Below are 17,429 nucleotides of genomic sequence, written 5' to 3' on the forward strand. Positions count from 1 at the left end.
GCCGCCGTCGACTTCCTTGGCACTGCCGGTGCGCGCAAGCTGATCAACGTGGCCGACGGTACTGTGGCCGCCGACAGCCAGGAAGCCATGAACGGTGGCCAGCTGTTCAGCACCAACCAGCGGGTCGAGCAGAACGCTACGGATATCGCTGGCAACACAGCCTCGATCGGTGACCTGAATACCCGTACCACCCAGAACACCGCTGATATCGCCGGCAACACGGTGGCGATCAGCGGCCTGGATGGCCGTGTCACCCAGAACACCACGGATATCAGTGGCATCAACACCACCCTCGCCAGCATGAGCGGCACGCTGTCCGACGCCCTGGTCTACGACTCGGCGGCGCACGACAAGATGACCCTCGGGAGTACCGGCAAGAGCGTCCAGTTGACCAACGTCAAGGCCGGCCAGTTGTCCGAGGACAGCACCGATGCAGTCAACGGTGCGCAGCTGTTCGATACCAACAACAAGGTTGCTGTGATCGATGGCCGCGTCACTGGCCTGGAAAGCAGCGTCAACAACATGGTCAGCGGCGGCGGCATCAAGTACTTCCACACCTCGTCGACCCAGGCCGACTCGGTGGCCAGCGGTGCCAATGCCATTGCCGTTGGCGGTAACGCCAAGGCCAGCGGCGACGGGGCAGTTGCGCTCGGCGAAGGTGCCGAAGCCTCGGCCAACGGCAGCGTGGCGCTGGGGCAGGGGGCTAGCGACGGCGGTCGCGGTGCACCGGCCGAGGCGTATGTCGGGCAGTACTCGGGTGCGAGCAACGACAATGTCGTGGGCACGGTATCCGTCGGCAATGCGGCAACTGGCGAGACCCGCACCATCAGTAACGTGGCTGATGCCCAGGAAGCCGGCGATGCCGTCAACCTGCGTCAGTTGGATGGGGCAGTGGCTGCATCGAAGTCCTACACCGATAGCCGGGTCGACGGGATCGCTGGGAGCGTGGCCAATGTCGATGAGACTATCGCCAACGTCGACAACCGGGTTACCAAGGTCGAAGACAGCGTCGGCAGTCTGGGTGCAGTGAACAATACCGCGAAGCTGCAGAAGCCGACTGCCACCGGTACCGATGCTGTTGCCATTGCGCCGGGGGCAGAGGCCTCGGGCGCCAGCAGCACGGCGGTGGGCTCCAACGCCAAGGCCAAAGGCAAGAACTCGGTGGCTGTCGGCGCCAACTCGGTGGCCGAGCGCGACAACAGTGTCGCCGTCGGTAGCGCCGGTAACGAGCGCCAGATCACCCACGTGGCGGCAGGCGTGGAGCGTACCGACGCCGTCAACGTCGGCCAGGTGGAGGATGCGCTGGGCAGCCTTGCGGGGCAGACCAGCTCGCAGTTCAACAACCTGCGCAATGATCTGAAGGAGCAGGACGACCGCCTGAGTGCCGGCATCGCCGGTGCCATCGCCATCGCCAGCCTGCCGCAACCGATGAGCAACGGCGGTAGCACCACCTCCGCCGGTATTGGCAACTTCAATGGCCAGTCGGCCGTATCGGTGGGTGTATCGCACACCTCCTACGACGGCAAATGGACGACCAAGGTCGGTGGTAGCGTCGATACCCAGAGCAACTTCTCCCTCGGTGCGGGGGTGGGTTACAACTGGTAAATCGGCGGACCTCTCCCGCTGGAAACTCGGCGGGAGGGGCTCTTGCAGGAAGCTTGAAAGAATAACGGGGCGCTCAGGCGCCCCGTTTTCTTGTCGGTTTTCACAGGGCTCCGGGCCCTGCGGCAGCACGCTGCCCCGACCATTGACAGCTGAACCCGTCTTGCACGCGGTATACGCCGGTTGGTAGCCTTCCCCATCTGAAAAAACCAGCAGGGCTGGGTATGGCGATCCGGGTTGTCGAAGCACAAGAAGTAGATCAGCAGCGAATAGCCATTCCTGGTTGGGAACAGCAGTACACGCAGATGTCCGCCGGGCGCTTCGCCGGGCGCATCCTGCATGCCGAGGTCGAGGGGATCGAGCTCTACGAGGAGCAGATGAACCTGCGCGTGGAGCAGGAATTCCATGCCCCGCCCGGTGCGCTGGTGTTCAGCTTCGACATGTCCGATAACGCGCTCTACCTGCTCGACGGGGAAACCCGCAACGCCTGGGTCACCCCGGAGAACTACCGCGAGGTAGCGGTGGTGATCAAGGAATCGGCGAACTGGGGCCAGCCGGCGGACGCCTTCGCCGACCTGGTGCTGACGCCGCTGCGCTCGGGCCACTGCCAGTCGGTGGCAACCTCGCTGAGCAACCTCCTGACCGGTGCGACGACGGGTGATGACCCGATGGATGCACCGGGTGTGGCGCAGAGCATCGTCTCCAACTGTTTCTCGCTGCTGTGCGAGGCGCCCCTGGATGGCGAGCGCCGCGCGCGCTCCATCGTCCAGGCCAAGCGCGTGGTGCAGCGGGTCAAGGAAGTGGTAAACGACTGCCCCGACGAGCAGTTCGGCATGGCTGACCTCGCCGCCAAGGCAGGCGTCTCACCACGCACGCTGCAGCAGTCGTTCCTGCATTACGCCGGCATCCCGCCCATCGTCTGGCTGCGCAACCGCCGCCTGAACGCCGCGCGCCGCGACCTGCTGGCTGCCGCCGAATCCGGCATGACTGTGGCCGAGGTGGCGATGAAATGGTCGTTCTGGCACCTGGGACGGTTTTCCCAGTCGTATTTCGCGCTGTTCGGCGAGTACCCGAAGACCACGGCCAAGCAGGGCGGTCGGACCTGAGTCATAGGCACAGGCCTGGCGTAGAACCGTAGGATGGCGTGGAGCGAAGCGATACCCATCAATCGCGATCGCCGCGGCATGGGTATCGCTCCGCTCCACCCATCCTACAAGAGCTTCACACCGATCAGCCCAGCAGTTCCCGTACCCGATACCACGCCATGCCCAACGCCAGCAGTGGCGAGCGCAGCAGCTTGCCGCCGGGGAAGGTCAGGTGAGGCACCGCGCTGAACAGGTCCAGCCCCTTGCTCTCGCCCTGATGGATGGCTTCCGCCAGCAGTTTGGCCGACCAGTGCGTGACGTTCAGCCCGTGGCCGGAATAGCCCTGGGCGAAGTACACATTGGGATGGGCCTTGAGCCGGCCGACCTGTGGGAAGCGATTGGCGGTGATGCCGATCATGCCGCCCCACTGGTAGTCGAGCTTCACCTGTTGCAGCTGCGGGAACACCTTGAACACCTTCGGCCGCATGTAGGCGCCGATGTCCGCCGGGTCGCGCCCGGAGTAGTGGCAGGCGCCGCCGAACAGCAGGCGACGGTCGGCCGTCAGGCGGTAGTAGTCCAACCCCACCTTCTGGTCGCACAGCGCCATGTTCTGCGGGATCAGTTGCGCCGCCAGCTCCGCGGACAGCGGCTCGGTGGCCACCACGTAGCTACCGGCGGGCAGTACCTTGCCGGTGAGCCTGGGCTCCAGTTCCTCCAGGTGCGCGTTGCAGCCAAGCACCAGGGTGTTCGCCAGCACGCGGCCCTGGGCGCAGTGAACGACGGCAGTCGCACCGTGCTCGATGCGCAGCACCGGGCTCTGCTCGAATATCTGCGCACCGAAGGACTTGGCCGCGCGGGCCTCGCCCTTCACCAGGTCGAGCGGGTGCAGGTGGCCCGAGCCCATGTCGATGTGCCCGCCCGCGTAGCAGTCGCTGGCGACCACTTCGCGCATGCGTTCCGGCGGTACCAGCCGGGTCTCATGCGGGTAATCCGAGGTGCTCAGCGACTCCTGCTCACGGACCATGGCGGCATATTGCGCCGGGGTATTGGCCAGCTCGCAGAAGCCCCAGCGCAGGTCGCACTCGATAGCAAGCTCGCGGATGCGCTCGGCGACCAGGGCCACCGAATCGACACCTGCCTGCTCCAGATACTGCACGCCTTCCTCGCCGACGTACTTGGCGAAGCCGCTGACGTCATGGCCGATGCCACGGATCAGCTGCCCGCCATTGCGCCCACTGGCGCCCCAGCCGATGCGCCGGGCTTCCAGCAGCACCACGGAGTGGCCACGCCGGGCCAGCTCCAGGGCTGCGTTCACGCCGGTGAAGCCGCCGCCGATCACGCAGACGTCCGCCCGCACATCCCCGGTGAGGGCAGGGTACTGCTGACGGTCGCGGGCGGTCGCGGCGTAATAGGACGCGGCGTGCTCCTCGGTGTGCTTCATGGGACTTTCTCGCATCATTGGTTGAACTTGATCTTGCTCCAGCTGCGGGTCATCAGGCGCATGATCTTGGGCGGCGGCGCCTTGGCGATGTACAGCTTGTCGAGCACGGCCTGGCTCGGGTAGACCTCGGGGTTGTTCTGCATCTCTTCGGGCAGCAGGGTCTTGGCGTCAGCGTTGGCGCTGGGGTAGCCGACGTACTCGCTGATACCGGCGATGACCTTCGGATCGAGGATGTAGTTGATGAACGCCAGCGCCTGCTCGGGATGGCCCGCATCCGAGGGGATCGCCATCAGGTCGAACCACAGGTTCGCGCCTTCCTTGGGAATGGTGTAGGCGATCTCGATGCCGTTCTTCGCTTCCTTGGCCCGTGCGGCGGCCTGGAACACGTCGCCGGAGTAGCCGAAGGCCACGCAGATGTTGCCGTTGGCCAGGTCCGAGATGTACTTCGAGGAGTGGAAGTAGGTGACGTACGGACGCACCGCCACCAGCTTGGCCTCGGCCTTCGGATAGTCCGCCGGGTTGGTGCTGTTGGGGTCCAGGCCCAGGTAGTTGAGCACCGAGGGGATCATCTCGTCGGGCGAGTCCATGAAGGCCACGCCGCACGTGCTGAGCTTCTTGATGTTCTCCGGCTCGAACAGCACCGACCACGAATCGATCTTGTCGACGCCCAGTACCTGCTTGACCTTGGCGACGTTGTAGCCGATGCCGTTGGTGCCCCACAGGTAGGGCACCGAATGCTTGTTGCCCGGGTCGTTCTGTTCCAGCAGCTTGAGCAGCGTTGGGTCCAGGTGCTTCCAGTTCGGCAGCTTGCTGCGGTCGAGTTCGAGGAACACGCCGGCCTGCACCTGGCGGGTCAGGAAGTGGTTGGACGGCACCACTACGTCGTAGCCGGAACGGCCCGCCAGCAGCTTGCCTTCCAGGGTCTCGTTGGAATCGAAGACGTCGTACACCGGCTTGATCCCGGTGGTCTTCTGGAAGCCGGCGAGGGTGTCCGGTGCGATGTAGTCGGTCCAGTTGTAGATGCTGACCGTCGGTTCAGCGTGAGCGGCCGTGGCCATCGTGGCCAGGGCGAAGGGCGCAAGGGTGCGCAGCAGTCTCATGTCGACTCCCGAATTGTTGTTGTGAATGGAGTAGTGGGGTTGATCAGACGCTCAGCAGGAGGAACTCGCGCTCCCAGGAGCTGATCACCCGCTTGAAGTTCTCATGCTCGGTGCGTTTCACCGCCACGTAGCCCTGCACGAATTTCTCGCCGAGGAATTCCTTGAGCACGGCGCAGTCTTCCATCTGCTGCAGCGCGTCCTCGATGGTGATCGGCAGGCGCAGGTTGCGGCGCTCGTACGCGCGGCCCTGGACAGCCGCGCTGGGGTTGACCTGTTCGATCATGCCCAGGTAGCCGCAGAGCAGGCTGGCGGCCAGCGCCAGATAGGGGTTGGCGTCGGCGCCCGGCAGGCGGTTTTCCACGCGCATGGCGATCGGCGGGGCGGCGGGGACGCGCAGGCCCACGGTGCGGTTCTCTTCGCCCCATTCGACGTTCACCGGCGCGGAGGTGTCCGGCAGGAAGCGGCGGAAGGAGTTCACGTTGGGCGCGAACATCGGCAGCACTTTCGGGATGTACTTCTGCAGGCCGCCGATGTAGTGCAGGAACAGCTGGCTCATGGAGCCGTCTTCAGCGGCGAAGATGTTCTTGCCGGTGGCGATGTCCAGCACGCTCTGGTGAATGTGCATGGCGCTGCCGGGCTCGTCGGTGATCGGCTTGGCCATGAAGGTGGCGCTGACGTCATGCTTGAGCGCGGCTTCGCGCATGGTGCGCTTGAACACGATGATCTGGTCGGCCAGGCTCAGCGCGTCGCCGTGACGGAAGTTGATTTCCATCTGCGCCGGGCCGTCCTCGTGGATCAGCGTATCGAGGTCCAGGCCCTGCAGTTCGCACCAGTCGTAGACGTCCTCGAACAGCGGGTCGAATTCGTTGGCGGCATCGATGGAGAAGCTCTGGCGGCCGCTTTCCGGGCGGCCCGAGCGGCCGACGGGGGCTTCCAGCGGGAAGTCCGGGTCGCTGCTGCGCTTGGTCAGGTAGAACTCCATCTCCGGCGCCACCACCGGGCTCCAGCCCTTGTCGGCGTAGAGCTTGAGTACGCGCTTGAGGACGTTGCGCGGGGACAGTTCGATGGGGTTGCCAACCTTGTCGAAGGTGTCATGGATGACCATCGCGGTCGGCTCCAGCGCCCAGGGCACCAGGAAGATGGCGTCCGGGTCGGGGCGGCAGACCATGTCGATGTCCGCTTCGTCCAGCAGGTCGTAATAGACGTCGTCATCGACGAAATCGCCGGTGACCGTCTGCAGCAGAACACTTTCGGGGAGACGCATGCCCCCCTCGCCGAGGAACTTGTTGGTGGGAGAAATCTTGCCGCGGGCGATGCCGGTGAGATCGCTCACCACGCATTCGACTTCGGTGATTTTCTGTTGCTTCAGCCGTTGCTCCAGTTGCTCGGCGGGGGTGGTCATACAAGCCTCGGAAGGTTTCTTAATTTTATAAGGGGATGCGCACGCAGCATCGTGCTGCCAGGCGAGGCTAGTGTCGGCTGGAGGCGGGAGTGTGTTCTATCCACTTTCCGCAAGGCTTGGGAATCGCTGCAAAAAAGCGCCTGCTTCCAATGCAGAAAGCCCCGGACGCCGTGGCGACCGGGGCTGTTGGTGTAAAAGGAGCGGCTCGGGAATCAGACCCCGGACTTGATCCGGCTCCAGTCGCGCGTGATCAGGCGCAGGATCGATGGGCTCGGCGGCAGGCTGACGTACATGCCCTTGACCAGTTCGGCATTCGGGTAGACCGCCGGGTTCTCGCGGACCTTCTGGTCCATCAGCGCCTTGGCCGGCACGTTGGCGTTGGCGTAGTGCAGGTAGTCGCTGGTCCTGGCGATCACGTCCGGGCGCATCAGGTAGTTGATGAATGCGTGGGCGCCCTCGGGGTTGCGAGCATCCTTGGGGATGGCCAGGTTGTCGAACCAGATGTTGGTGCCTTCCTTCGGCACGCTGTATTCCACCTGTACCGAACCACCGGCTTCCTGGGCGCTCTTCTGCGCCTGCAGCACGTCGCCGGAGAAGCCGATGGCGACGCAGACGTTGCCGTTGGCGAGGTCGGCGATGTACTTGGTCGAGCTGAAGTAGGTCACCGAGGGCTTGAGGCTTTCCAGCAGCTTGGTGCCCGCCTCGTAGTGCGCCGGGTTGTTGCTGTTCGGGTCCTTGCCCAGGTAGTGCAGGGCCAGCGGCAGGATCTTCGCCGGCGAGTCGAGGAAGGCCACGCCGCAGCCCTTGAGCTTGGCGAGGTTCTCCGGCTTGAACACCAGGTCCCAGGAGTCCAGCGGCGCGTCGGCGCCCAGCGCGGCCTTGACCTTGGCCGGGTTGTAGCCCACGCCGACGGTGCCCCAGAGGTAAGGCACTGCGAAGCGGTTGCCGGGGTCGGACAGGGCGACGCGGGCCAGCAGGTCGGGGTCGAGGTTCTTGCGGTTGGGCAGCAGCGCGTCGTCCAGCGGGCGGTAGACGCCGGCCTTGAGCTGGCGGGCGAGGAAGTCCGCCGAGGGCACCACCACGTCGAAGCCCGAATGCCCGGTGAGCAGCTTGGCTTCCAGCACTTCGTCGGATTCGAAGGCGTCGAGCACCACCCTGATCCCGGTTTCCTTCTGGAAGTCCTGCAGCACGGTCGGCCCGATGTAGTCGGCCCAGTTGGCGAAATGCACTTCCTGCGGCGCCGCCATCACCGGCAACGCGACACCGGCCAGCAGGCCGGCCAGACAACCCAAAGCACGCTTGTTCATCTTCACTCCTGAGGGCGCCGGCTTGCGCAGCGCCCATGCGATCGGCAGGTGGGAATCAGGCCTTGTTCTGTTGTTTTCGGCCCTGGCCGAAAACTAGGCGTGGCGCGGCTTTGCGTCGTTCTTCCGTGCACGGGCGGAATCGGCGATGCTGCTGCGGACCCGCGGCACTGTGCAGCGCGATACTCGCGCCCTACGCTGCGGGCCTGGGCGGAGGGAAAACAATGAATGAAGAAACCGAGCGCACCCGCGAAGTGGTCACGCGCTACCACCAGTGCTGGATGAATCGCGACGTCGAAGGCGTGCTGGCGATGTTCCATCCGCAGGTGCAGTACTGCGACTTCTACAACGACCTGGAAATCCCCGCCAGCGAGCTGCCCGGCTACATCCGCACGGCCATGCCGCGCAGCCCGCAGCATCACATCGAGCATATCGACCAGATCCGTGCCGATGGCGACACCGCGTTCATCCAGTACCGCTCGCGCCTGACGCTGCGGCGCAGCAGCCGGCTGGCCTCGTTCCGCGCCAGCGAGGCGATCACCGTGCGCGATGGGCTGATCTGGCGTGTCCATGAGTACGCCACGCCCGTGCGCGAGCAGCGCGAGGAGGGCGTCAAGGACCAGCGCCGCCTGGGGCTTAACTCCGCGCAGGTGGGGAAGATGCTGCTGGATATCGAATCCTATTTCGGCAGCGCCCATCCCTATCTCGATCCGGAGATGGACCTGGAGCGCCTGGCACGGGCCACCGGCTACACGCGCAACCAGATTTCCTACCTGCTCAACCAGGTGCTCGGGCAGAGCTTTTACCGCTACCTGAACCAGGCGCGCATCGGCCACCTGCTGGAGCGCCTGCGCGAGGAGCCGGCGGCGCGCATCGACGAACTGGCGTTCGCGGTGGGCTTCAATTCGTTGTCAGTGTTCTACCGCTGCTTCCGCGAGCACACCGGGCAGCCGCCGCGTGCGTACCTGGCGGCCATGCAGGAGGGAGGCCCGGCCTGACGCAGGCGTCAGGCCGGGCTCGGTCAGAGGACCGCGTCGAGCAGCCGGTACCAGGCGATACCGACGCCGAGATAGAGGCGCTGCAGCCCGTGGAAGGGGATCGGCCGCACCGGCGTGAGCGGGAAGGGGAAGTCCTTCTCGCGGTCCAGCAGGCGCTCTGCCAGGTGGCGGCCCAGGGCGGAAGCCATGGCGATGCCGCGGCCGTTGTAGCCCAGCAGGATGCTCAGGTTCGGTGCCGGTTCGTGCAGCCGCGGCATGAAGTCCGGCGTCAGCGCCACGCGGCCACTCCACTGGTACTCGAACTCGACCTCGGCCAGCTGCGGGAACAGCCCCAGCAGCGAACGCTTCAGATGCAGCCAATCAGCGGGCGAGCGCGGCTCGGCGAACGGGCCGCGGCCACCCAGCAACAGCCGGCCGCGGGCGTCCTGCTTGAAGTACAGCAGCAGGCGACGGGCATCCGAGCAGACCTCACCACCCGGCAGCACGCTGCGCCGCAGGTTCTCCGGCAGGGGTTTGGTGGCGACGATGAAGCTGTTGGCGGCGATCACCGTCTGCCGCAGCTTCGGCCACAGGTCGTCGGTATAACCGTTGGTGGCGAGGACAACGCGCTCGGCAGTCACGCTGTGCCCGGTGGATGTGGTGAGCTGCCAGCCGCTGCCGTGGCGGCGCAGCCCGGTCACGCGGTTGTGGCCGTGAATCACTGCGCCTTCGGCCAGCGCGGCGCGGGCCACGCCACGCACGTAACTCAGCGGCTGCACGCTGCCGGCGCGCGGGTCGACCCAGGCGCCGAGGTAGTCGTTGCTGCCGATGCGCTGGGCGACGCTGCTCTTGTCGAGCATCTCCACCGGCACGCCGCGCTGGCGCCACTGCTCGGCGCGTTTTTCGATGGCGCGCAGGGCGGCCGGGGAGGCGGCCGGTTGAATCCAGCCCTTGCGGGTGGCTTCGCAATCGATGTCGTAGCGACGGATCAGCTCGAAGACTTCATCGGCAGCGCCCCCGGCAACTTCGATCAGGCGCTCGGCCTTGTCGCCGCCGAACATCCGGCGGAGGTCATCGGGATCATGCTTGAGGCCGGGAATCACTTGCCCGCCGTTGCGCCCGGAAGCGCCCCAGCCGGGCTCGCCGGCGTCCAGCACGCAGACGCGTACGCCATTGCGGGCCAGGTGCAGCGCCGTGACCAGCCCGGTGTAGCCGGCGCCGACGATGGCGACGTCGACCTGCTTGTCTTCAGCCAGCGCCGGTGTTGCCGGGCCGGTGTTCGCGGTGGCCGCCCAGAGCGAGGGCGGCAGTACCAGGGGCTGGGCGTTCATGCCTGGCCCCCGTCGGTGTTGAGCAGGCGGCGGAGGAATTCCTGGGTGCGCGGCTGGCTCGGCGCGCCGAGCACGTCCTTGGCCGCGCCTTCCTCGACGATGCGCCCGCCATAGAGGAAGCACACCTTGTCCGCGACCTCGCGGGCGAAGCCCATTTCGTGGGTCACCACGACCATGGTCATGCCCTCGTCGGCGAGCTTGCGCATCACCGCTAGGACTTCACCCACCAGTTCCGGGTCCAGTGCCGAGGTCGGTTCGTCGAAGAGGATTGCCTTGGGCCGCATGGCCAGGGCGCGGGCGATGGCGACGCGCTGCTGCTGGCCGCCGGAGAGTTCGTCCGGGTAGGCATCCATGCGATGGCTCAGGCCGACTTTTTCCAGCAGCGCGCGGGCGTGCTCGCGGGCCTCGTCCGGGCGTTCCTTCTTCACGTACACCGGGCCTTCCATCACGTTCTGCAGCGCGGTGCGGTGGGGGAACAGGTTGAAGCGCTGGAACACCATCGCCACCTGGGTGCGGATCTCGTGGATGGAGTTGGCGTGGCGGTCGACACGCTCCTGGCCGACCAGGATGTCGCCACCCTCGTAGGTCTCCAGGCCGTTGATGCAGCGCAGCAGGGTGGACTTGCCCGAGCCGGACGGGCCGATCAGGCACACCACCTGGCCGCTCTCCACGGACAGGTCGATGCCTTCGAGGACGCGGGTGCTGCCGTAGCTTTTGTGCAGCGACTGGATGCGGATCATGCTTTCTTCCTCGTGGCGATGCGCGCTTCGAGGCGGCGCAGGGCGTACGACAGCGGCAGGCTCAGGGCCAGGTAGAGCAGGGCCACCAGGGTGTAGACGGTCATGTTCTCGAAGGTCGAGGAGGCGATCAGCTGGCCAGCGCGAGTCATCTCGGCCACGGTGATGGTGGACACCAGCGAGGAGTCCTTGAGCATCATCACCAGGGTGTTGCCGTAGGGCGGCAGGGCGATGCGGAAAGCCTGCGGCAGCACCACCCGGCGCATGATCATCGGGCCGCGCATGCCAAGGGATTCGGCGGCTTCGATCTGCCCCTGCTGGATGGCCTGGATGCCGGCGCGGAAGTTCTCCGCCTGGTACGCCGAGTAGGCGATGCCCAGGCCGATGATGCCGGCCTGCATGGCGCTGAGCTGCACGCCGAAGTCCGGCAGCACGAAATAGATGTAGAACAGCTGCACGATGATCGGCAGGCCGCGGATCACGTTGACCACGGAGATGCCGAACAGCGCCACGGCGCGAATCTTCGACACCATCATCAGGGCGAAGGCCAGGCCGATGAGCGAGCTGAGCAGGAACGACGCAATCGTGACCTGCACGGTGACCACCGCGCCACTCAGGAGAATGGGCAGGAAGTCCAGAGCATTCTGGAGAAACATGGGAAGTGTCCGTAAGCGTAAATCAGAGAGCGCCCGTGGCCGGGCGCAGGAGGCGCGCGAGAATGGCGACCGTCAGTCCAGGTGCCACTTGTCGATGATGCCGGCGAGGGTGCCGTCGGCCTTGATGCTGGCGATGCCCTTGTTCACCTGGGCGAGCAGAGCCGGGTCGCCCTGGCGCAGGATCAGGCAGACCTCGCCCTTGATCTGCGGCTGGTAGCTGTCCACCAGGCGCACCTTCTTCAGGCTGCCCTTGGCCATCTGGTAGGCGAGGATCGGGTGGTCGCCGAAGCCGGCCTTGATGCGCCCCAGGGCCAGGTCGCGAGTGAGGTCGGCGAGGGAGTCGTAGCCGCGCACTTCCTTGAAGATGCCGCGCTGGTTGAGCTTGTCGATGAAGATGGTGCCAACCTGGGCGCCAACGATCTCGCCCTTGAAGTCATCCATGCTGGTGTAGGCCTTGTCGTCGTCGGCGCGTACCACCAGGCCTTCGCCGTATTCGAACACCGGATCGGAGTACTGCACCACTTTCTCCCGCTCGGGAGTGCGCAGCATGGCGGCTGAGATCAGGTCGATCTTCTTCGCGGTGAGCGAGGGGATCAGTGCGGCGAAGGTGGTCTGGGCGATCTCCACTTCGAAGCCGCCGGCCTTGGCCACGGCCTGTGCGGAGTCGACCATCATGCCCTGGATGCTGTTGGTCTTGACGTCGAGGAAGGTGAAGGGAACGCCGGTGGCGGTGGCGCCGACTTTCAGAGGTTCGGCCTGGGCGGCCAGGGATGCGGCACAGCTGGCGACGAGCGCGAGGGCGCAGGAAAACACGCGGAGGCGAGGATGCATGGATGAACTCCCATTTGACGCGGTTTGTTGTCTTTATGCGTTATGGATAGCCTCGAGTATCGGCAGGAGGCGTTGGTCGCAATATAAATGATTTACAAAAATCGTAAAGAGATTTATAAATATCGCATATCGATATTTGCAGTCTAATAAGAACCTGATCCTTCGCAAGGACGAGACATGAGCGACAACGAAAACAGCCTGTTCAACCAGTCGCTGGAAAAAGGCCTGGCCGTGCTGCGCGCCTTCAACGCGCGCAGCCGCACCATGAACCTGGCGGAAGTGGCGGAGGCCGCCGACATCACCAAGAGCTCCGCGCAGCGGATGATCCATACGCTCGAAGCGCTGGGGTATGTCTGCAAGCACCCGCAGACCAAGCGCTTCCAGCTGACCCCGCAGGTGATGGAGATCGGCTACAACTACCTCGCCGCCGACACCCTGGTGGATGTCGCCAACCCCTTCCTCGCGGAGCTGGCACAGACCACCGGCGAAACCACCAACCTCACCGAGCCGGTGCGCACCGACATGCTCTACGTGGCGCGTTTCGTGGGGCCGAAATTCATCCCGATCCACCTGCCCATCGGCAGCCGCATCCCGATGTACTGCACCGCCTCGGGCCGCGCATTCCTCAGTGCGCTGAGCGACGACGAGGTGCTGGAGCTGCTGCGGGACAGCGACCTGTCCAGTCACACCCAGTACACCCGCACTTCGCTGGAGGAAATCCTCGCCGAGATCGCCGAGATTCGCCGCAAGGGCTACGCGATCAACAGCGAGGAACTGTTCCTGGGGGACATGGCGGTGGCCGCGCCGGTGCGCAACAGCCAGGGGCGCCCGGTGGCGTCGGTGCATGTCGTCGCACCGACCAGCCGCTGGACCCGCGAGGACGCCGAGCGTCGCCTGGCACCGGCGGCCATCGAGTGCGCGCGGGCGATCAGTACGTCGATCAGGACACTTTGACGCTACGCTCGGCCTGGGGCGGGTCGGCCCGCCCTCAAGGGTGCAGCTGAAGACTGGAGGGCTCGTCTTCCAGCAGCCGCTGCAGATGCACCAGCGCCTGCTCGAAGTCGAAGCCTTCGATGGCCGCGGCCACCTCCTGCAGGTGGGCGGCCCTGGTCCGATCCTGATAGAAACCCTCCAGGCGGCCGGCGAGGTCGCCGGCGCTGGTATCGCTGTGCAACAGCGCGTCCTGCAATCGGCGGAGCAGGGCGCTCGCCTCGGCATCCGCCATGCGGGGCTGGGCCACGGGTGACTGTGGCGACGCGAGATGGCGTGCGAGACCGGCCAGCACCACTTCCAACTCTGACTGCAAATCGAGAAGTAGCCGCGAGATCGAGGTTTGCGGGGCGTGCGCCTGGCAGGCGTCCTCCAGAGTCGTGGCCGCCCTGGCCAGCGACTGGGCGCCAATGTTGGCAGCCGCGCCGCGCAGGGTATGCGCCGCCCTGCGATGCGCCTGCGGATCGCTGCCAGGGTCCAGGGCGTGGAACTCGTCGACGAAACCCCTGTAGCTGGTGTGGAAGCGGCGCAGCAGCCGCTCATAGAGCCCGGCTTTGCCGGCGCAGGTGGCGAGCCCTGCGCGGGTATCGATGCCGGGCAAGGCGAGTTGGCCACCTCCCTGCTCGACGGCAACAGGGGCCTCGGCAACGGCCTCGCGCTGCCGCGGTTTTATCCAGCGCGACAGGGTGAGGAACATTGCGGACGGGTCGATGGGTTTGGCGATGTGGTCGTTCATGCCGGCGGCCAATGCCAGTTCGCGGTCGCCTGTCATGTTGTTGGCGGTCATGGCGATGATCGGCAGCTGTACCAGCTCCGGGCGCAGGCGCAAAGCGCGGGTGGCCGCGTAGCCATCGAGCACCGGCATCTGGCAGTCCATCAGCACGCAGTCGAAACGCTGGTCGACGGCCAGCCTGTCCAGTGCTTCCTGGCCGTTGCAGGCGAGCACGATCTCGATGCCGGCGTCGCCCAGCAACTCCATCGCCAGCTCCTGGTTCAGCTCGTTGTCCTCCACCAGCAGCATCCGGCTGCCGGCCACGCTGGCCAGGGCATCGTCGGTGGCGCTCTGCCGTTCCCGGCTGCGCGGTTCGACGAAACTCTGCCTGCCCAGGGCGATGTTGATCGACTCCAGCAGGGTGGAGGGCGTCACCGGCTTGGTCAGCACAGTGCCCAGTTCGACACCGCGCTCCGCTGCGGCGTCCAGTGCTTCTTCGCGGCCGAAGGCGGTGACCATGATCACTGCCGGGACATTGTCGCAGTGGCCATCGTGCAGGCGCCCGACCACTTCGATACCGTCCATGCCCGGCATCTGCCAGTCCACCAGCACCAGTTGGTACGGCAGGTGCCGCTGTTCGGCCTCGCTGATCCACTCCAGCGCTTCACTGCCGTTGCGCGCGACGTCGACTTCCAGTCCGTAGCTCAGCGCCATTCCCGAGAGAATCTCGCGGGCCGAGGCGTTGTCGTCGACCACCAGCGCCCGCACGCCCAGCAGCTCGTCCGCCCGCAGCATGCGCCGGGGCGCAGCGGTCGAGGGGATGCCGAAGTGCGCATGGAAGTGGAAGACGGAGCCCTTGCCCGGTTCGCTGTCCACCCAGATGCTTCCGCCCATGAGTTCCACCAGGCTCCGGGAGATCGACAGCCCCAGCCCCGTACCGCCATAGCGGCGCGAGGTGGAAGAGTCGGCCTGGATGAAGGACTGGAACATGCGCCCGCACTGCTCGGCGGTCATGCCGATGCCGGTGTCGCGCAGCCAGAAGTGCAGCTCCGCCTCCTGGGCGCCGAGGGCAACCGGCTCGATGCCGAGGACGATTTCCCCGCATTCGGTGAACTTCACCGCGTTGTTGCCCAGGTTCAGCAGGATCTGCCCCAGCCGCAGCGGATCGCCGACCAGCGAGGTCGGCAGTTCCTGGCTCAGCTGGAAGAGCAGCTCCAGGGACTTTTCCTCGGCCTTGAAGCCGACCAGGCCGGAGAACTGTTCGAGCACGTCTTCCAGGCGGAATTCGACGTGCTCCACGTTCATCATCCCGGCCTCGATCTTCGAGAAATCGAGGATGTCGTTGATGATGCCGAGCAGCCCCTCGGCGGAGCGGTTCACCTTCTGCACGTAGTTGTGCTGACGGGCGTTCAGCCCGCTCCTGAGTGCGAGGCTGCTCATGCCGATGATCACGTTCATCGGCGTGCGGATCTCATGGCTCATGTTGGCCAGGAACTCGCTCTTGGCCCGTGTCGCTTCCTCGGCCAGCTCCCTGGCTCGCTGGGTCTGCTGCTCGGCCTGCTTGCGCTGGGTGATGTCGTACAACCAGCCCAGCACGGCGAACTCGCCCAGGTGATGAATGGGCAGGAAGGTCGCGAGGATGTCCCGCTCGCCACCGTGGCGGTCGCGCAGTCGCATTTCGCGCTCGACCATTCGTTCCCCGGCCTGCATCGCGCTCCACACCGCCTCGCGGTCCGCCTGCTCGACGTACAGCCCGGAGGTGGCGTCGCCGACCTTGAGTCCGAAGGTCTCGATGAAGGCGGGGTTGGCCAGATGCAGGTAATCCCGGGTCGAGATGGCGACGCTGACCGGGCTGCAATCGAGGATGTACTGCAGGCGCTTTTCGCTTTCCTGCAGCGCGAGCGACTGCTGCTCCATCAAGTCGGCCTGGGTCAGGGTTTCCGCCAGCAGTTGCTCGGTACGTGACGTGCGCTCGAGGATTTCCAGGTTCATCGCGAGCAGCGGGACGACTTCCTCGAGCAGGCTTTTGCGGCTGTGCTCGATGACTTCCAGGCTTTCCAGCGTCAGCACGCCGACCAGCCGTTCACCGTGGATCAGCGGCAGCACGTCGACGAACAGCGCCGGTGCGAAGTCAGCTTCCTGGGTGGCTGCATCCTGGCGCAGATGGATCGCCTCGCGCCGCTTCGCGCACTGGCCAATCAGTTCCTGACCCACGGTAACGCGCAGCGGCAGGTTGGCGTGCGCGGCGTAGCTGCCCAGCAGGACGAGCTCGGCGCTTTCCTCCTCGTGGACATGCAGGCAGGCGCGCCGCAACGCCAGCAGGGGCGCCAGCGCCTCCAGGGTGCGGTCGCCCAGCTCGCGGGAACCGGCGACGGACTGCATGGCGCTGCTGAGCGAGGCGACCTGGGTCTTTACCCAGCGCTGGTCGGCCATTTGCCTGGCTTCGGACTGCAGGGCGGTGATCGCCCTGGCCATTTCGCCGATTTCGTTGGGGTAGTCCTGGAAGGGCACTTCCGTGTCCAGTTCGCCCTTGCTCAGTGCGTCGACCGAGAGCCGCAGCCGGTCGGCCGGACGGCGAATGGAAAGGCTGATGAGGATGCCGAACAGGAAGCCGCCGCCCACGCACAGGGCGAGGAGCCAGAAGGTCAGTTCGACGCTGCGGCGAAAATGCTCGGAGGCTCGATTGACCTCCAGGTCCGCCCCGGCGCGCTTGATCTGCGCCACTTCGGCCAGGGCCTGGTTGGCCACCTCGCCAGGCCGTTGCAACTGGGTGGAGGACAGCAGGGCGATGGCTGCCAGGTCGGTCGAACGGCCTGCGCTGGCGGGCTGGTCATTGAGTTGCAGCACCCGTTCGACCTGGCCCTGGTACTCCTCGTAGGCGACTTCGAAGCGGGTCAGGTCTTCCTGGGCCAGGGAGCGATAGATCAGTGGGCGTGCCTGTTCGATTTCCTCGCGCAGGGTCGCCTTGGCTTCCTTGAGTTGCGCCAGGGCCTGCTCCCGCGCGCCCGCGTCCGCCGCCAGCACTGCCTGGCGCACGCTCCTGCCGACGCTTGCCAGCGCAACGCGGGCAGCATCGATATGCGACAGGCCGAGCATCTCCTTCTCGTAGATCTGGGTGATGCGCTGGTTCTGCTCGCGCTGGACGTACAGGCTGTACAGGCCGACGAACAGGGCGAACAGCAGGATGCCGCCAAACCCGATCACCAGCCGGGTCCTCAGCTTCAGCCGCTGTAGAAAACCGAGTGGGGTCACCATCGGGCC

At 65.7% G+C, this 17,429-nt stretch carries 13 protein-coding genes; 4 read left to right on the forward strand and 9 right to left on the reverse strand.

Annotated features, from left to right (window positions below; translation table 11 throughout):
• Positions 1-1,605: YadA family autotransporter adhesin (locus tag A6723_RS24430; protein WP_064979872.1), on the forward strand; the 1,605-nt coding region annotated here is incomplete at its 5' end.
• Positions 1,606-1,907: 302 nt separating this feature from the next.
• The gene (locus A6723_RS24435) at positions 1,908-2,708 is read left to right on the forward strand and encodes a helix-turn-helix domain-containing protein (RefSeq protein WP_256233621.1); all 801 of its coding nucleotides are present in this window, start codon (positions 1,908-1,910) and stop codon (positions 2,706-2,708) included.
• Positions 2,709-2,832: 124 nt separating this feature from the next.
• On the opposite strand, the gene A6723_RS24440 is transcribed toward A6723_RS24435, so the two are convergent.
• From A6723_RS24440 to A6723_RS24455, 4 genes are all read right to left on the reverse strand, one after another.
• Positions 2,833-4,128: an FAD-binding oxidoreductase gene (locus tag A6723_RS24440; RefSeq protein WP_054907106.1), complete on the reverse strand. Its 1,296-nt coding sequence runs from the start codon at positions 4,126-4,128 to the stop codon at positions 2,833-2,835.
• A gap of 14 nt (positions 4,129-4,142) precedes the next feature.
• Positions 4,143-5,228, reverse strand: coding sequence for a polyamine ABC transporter substrate-binding protein (locus A6723_RS24445; RefSeq protein WP_054907105.1), 1,086 nt, complete (start codon positions 5,226-5,228; stop codon positions 4,143-4,145).
• A gap of 43 nt (positions 5,229-5,271) precedes the next feature.
• Positions 5,272-6,630 carry a glutamine synthetase family protein gene (locus A6723_RS24450; RefSeq protein ID WP_054907104.1) on the reverse strand — a complete coding sequence of 453 codons (1,359 nt, stop codon included), beginning with the start codon at positions 6,628-6,630 and terminating at the stop codon, positions 5,272-5,274.
• Between the two features lie 212 nt (positions 6,631-6,842).
• Positions 6,843-7,937 carry a polyamine ABC transporter substrate-binding protein gene (locus A6723_RS24455; protein ID WP_054907103.1) on the reverse strand — a complete coding sequence of 365 codons (1,095 nt, stop codon included), beginning with the start codon at positions 7,935-7,937 and terminating at the stop codon, positions 6,843-6,845.
• 221 nt (positions 7,938-8,158) lie between these two features.
• Here A6723_RS24455 and A6723_RS24460 point away from each other — a divergent pair, with 221 nt between their 5' ends.
• Positions 8,159-8,932 (forward strand): nuclear transport factor 2 family protein, encoded by a 774-nt coding sequence (locus tag A6723_RS24460; RefSeq protein WP_038803620.1) that lies wholly within the window; start codon positions 8,159-8,161, stop codon positions 8,930-8,932.
• Between the two features lie 23 nt (positions 8,933-8,955).
• Here the strand turns inward: A6723_RS24460 and A6723_RS24465 are convergent, their stop codons facing one another.
• From A6723_RS24465 to A6723_RS24480, 4 genes are all read right to left on the reverse strand, one after another.
• Entirely contained in the window at positions 8,956-10,242 is a 1,287-nt protein-coding gene (locus tag A6723_RS24465) for an FAD-binding oxidoreductase (protein WP_054907102.1), read from the reverse strand.
• The gene (locus A6723_RS24470; RefSeq protein ID WP_054907101.1) at positions 10,239-10,982 is read right to left on the reverse strand and encodes an amino acid ABC transporter ATP-binding protein; all 744 of its coding nucleotides are present in this window, start codon (positions 10,980-10,982) and stop codon (positions 10,239-10,241) included. The genes A6723_RS24465 and A6723_RS24470 overlap by 4 nt, the downstream gene beginning before the upstream one ends.
• On the reverse strand, positions 10,979-11,635 hold the full coding sequence (locus A6723_RS24475; protein WP_038803618.1) for an amino acid ABC transporter permease: 657 nt from the start codon (positions 11,633-11,635) through the stop codon (positions 10,979-10,981). Before A6723_RS24475 ends, A6723_RS24470 begins: the two co-directional genes overlap by 4 nt.
• A 72-nt stretch (positions 11,636-11,707) precedes the next feature.
• Positions 11,708-12,466 carry an ABC transporter substrate-binding protein gene (locus A6723_RS24480; RefSeq protein WP_054907100.1) on the reverse strand — a complete coding sequence of 253 codons (759 nt, stop codon included), beginning with the start codon at positions 12,464-12,466 and terminating at the stop codon, positions 11,708-11,710.
• Between the two features lie 177 nt (positions 12,467-12,643).
• Here A6723_RS24480 and A6723_RS24485 point away from each other — a divergent pair, with 177 nt between their 5' ends.
• The gene (locus A6723_RS24485; protein ID WP_054907099.1) at positions 12,644-13,420 is read left to right on the forward strand and encodes an IclR family transcriptional regulator; all 777 of its coding nucleotides are present in this window, start codon (positions 12,644-12,646) and stop codon (positions 13,418-13,420) included.
• Between the two features lie 34 nt (positions 13,421-13,454).
• On the opposite strand, the gene A6723_RS24490 is transcribed toward A6723_RS24485, so the two are convergent.
• On the reverse strand, positions 13,455-17,423 hold the full coding sequence (locus tag A6723_RS24490; protein WP_054907098.1) for a response regulator: 3,969 nt from the start codon (positions 17,421-17,423) through the stop codon (positions 13,455-13,457).
• Between the last annotated feature and the right edge of the window lie 6 nt (positions 17,424-17,429).

The organism is Pseudomonas sp. AU11447 (assembly GCF_001672555.2).
GTDB classification, from domain to species: Bacteria; Pseudomonadota; Gammaproteobacteria; order Pseudomonadales; family Pseudomonadaceae; genus Pseudomonas; species Pseudomonas nitroreducens.

Excerpts from the sequence above, each read along its gene's own strand:
- A6723_RS24455 (WP_054907103.1), bottom strand. The coding sequence starts at position 7,937 with ATGAACAAGCGTGCTTTGGGTTGTCTGGCCGGCCTGCTGGCCGGTGTC.
- A6723_RS24475 (WP_038803618.1), bottom strand. The coding sequence starts at position 11,635 with ATGTTTCTCCAGAATGCTCTGGACTTCCTGCCCATTCTCCTGAGTGGC.
- A6723_RS24460 (WP_038803620.1), top strand. The coding sequence starts at position 8,159 with ATGAATGAAGAAACCGAGCGCACCCGCGAAGTGGTCACGCGCTACCAC.
- A6723_RS24485 (WP_054907099.1), top strand. The coding sequence starts at position 12,644 with ATGAGCGACAACGAAAACAGCCTGTTCAACCAGTCGCTGGAAAAAGGC.
- A6723_RS24450 (WP_054907104.1), bottom strand. The coding sequence starts at position 6,630 with ATGACCACCCCCGCCGAGCAACTGGAGCAACGGCTGAAGCAACAGAAA.
- A6723_RS24490 (WP_054907098.1), bottom strand. The coding sequence starts at position 17,423 with ATGGTGACCCCACTCGGTTTTCTACAGCGGCTGAAGCTGAGGACCCGG.
- A6723_RS24465 (WP_054907102.1), bottom strand. The coding sequence starts at position 10,242 with ATGAACGCCCAGCCCCTGGTACTGCCGCCCTCGCTCTGGGCGGCCACC.
- A6723_RS24435 (WP_256233621.1), top strand. The coding sequence starts at position 1,908 with ATGTCCGCCGGGCGCTTCGCCGGGCGCATCCTGCATGCCGAGGTCGAG.
- A6723_RS24440 (WP_054907106.1), bottom strand. The coding sequence starts at position 4,128 with ATGAAGCACACCGAGGAGCACGCCGCGTCCTATTACGCCGCGACCGCC.
- A6723_RS24480 (WP_054907100.1), bottom strand. The coding sequence starts at position 12,466 with ATGCATCCTCGCCTCCGCGTGTTTTCCTGCGCCCTCGCGCTCGTCGCC.
- A6723_RS24445 (WP_054907105.1), bottom strand. The coding sequence starts at position 5,228 with ATGAGACTGCTGCGCACCCTTGCGCCCTTCGCCCTGGCCACGATGGCC.
- A6723_RS24470 (WP_054907101.1), bottom strand. The coding sequence starts at position 10,982 with ATGATCCGCATCCAGTCGCTGCACAAAAGCTACGGCAGCACCCGCGTC.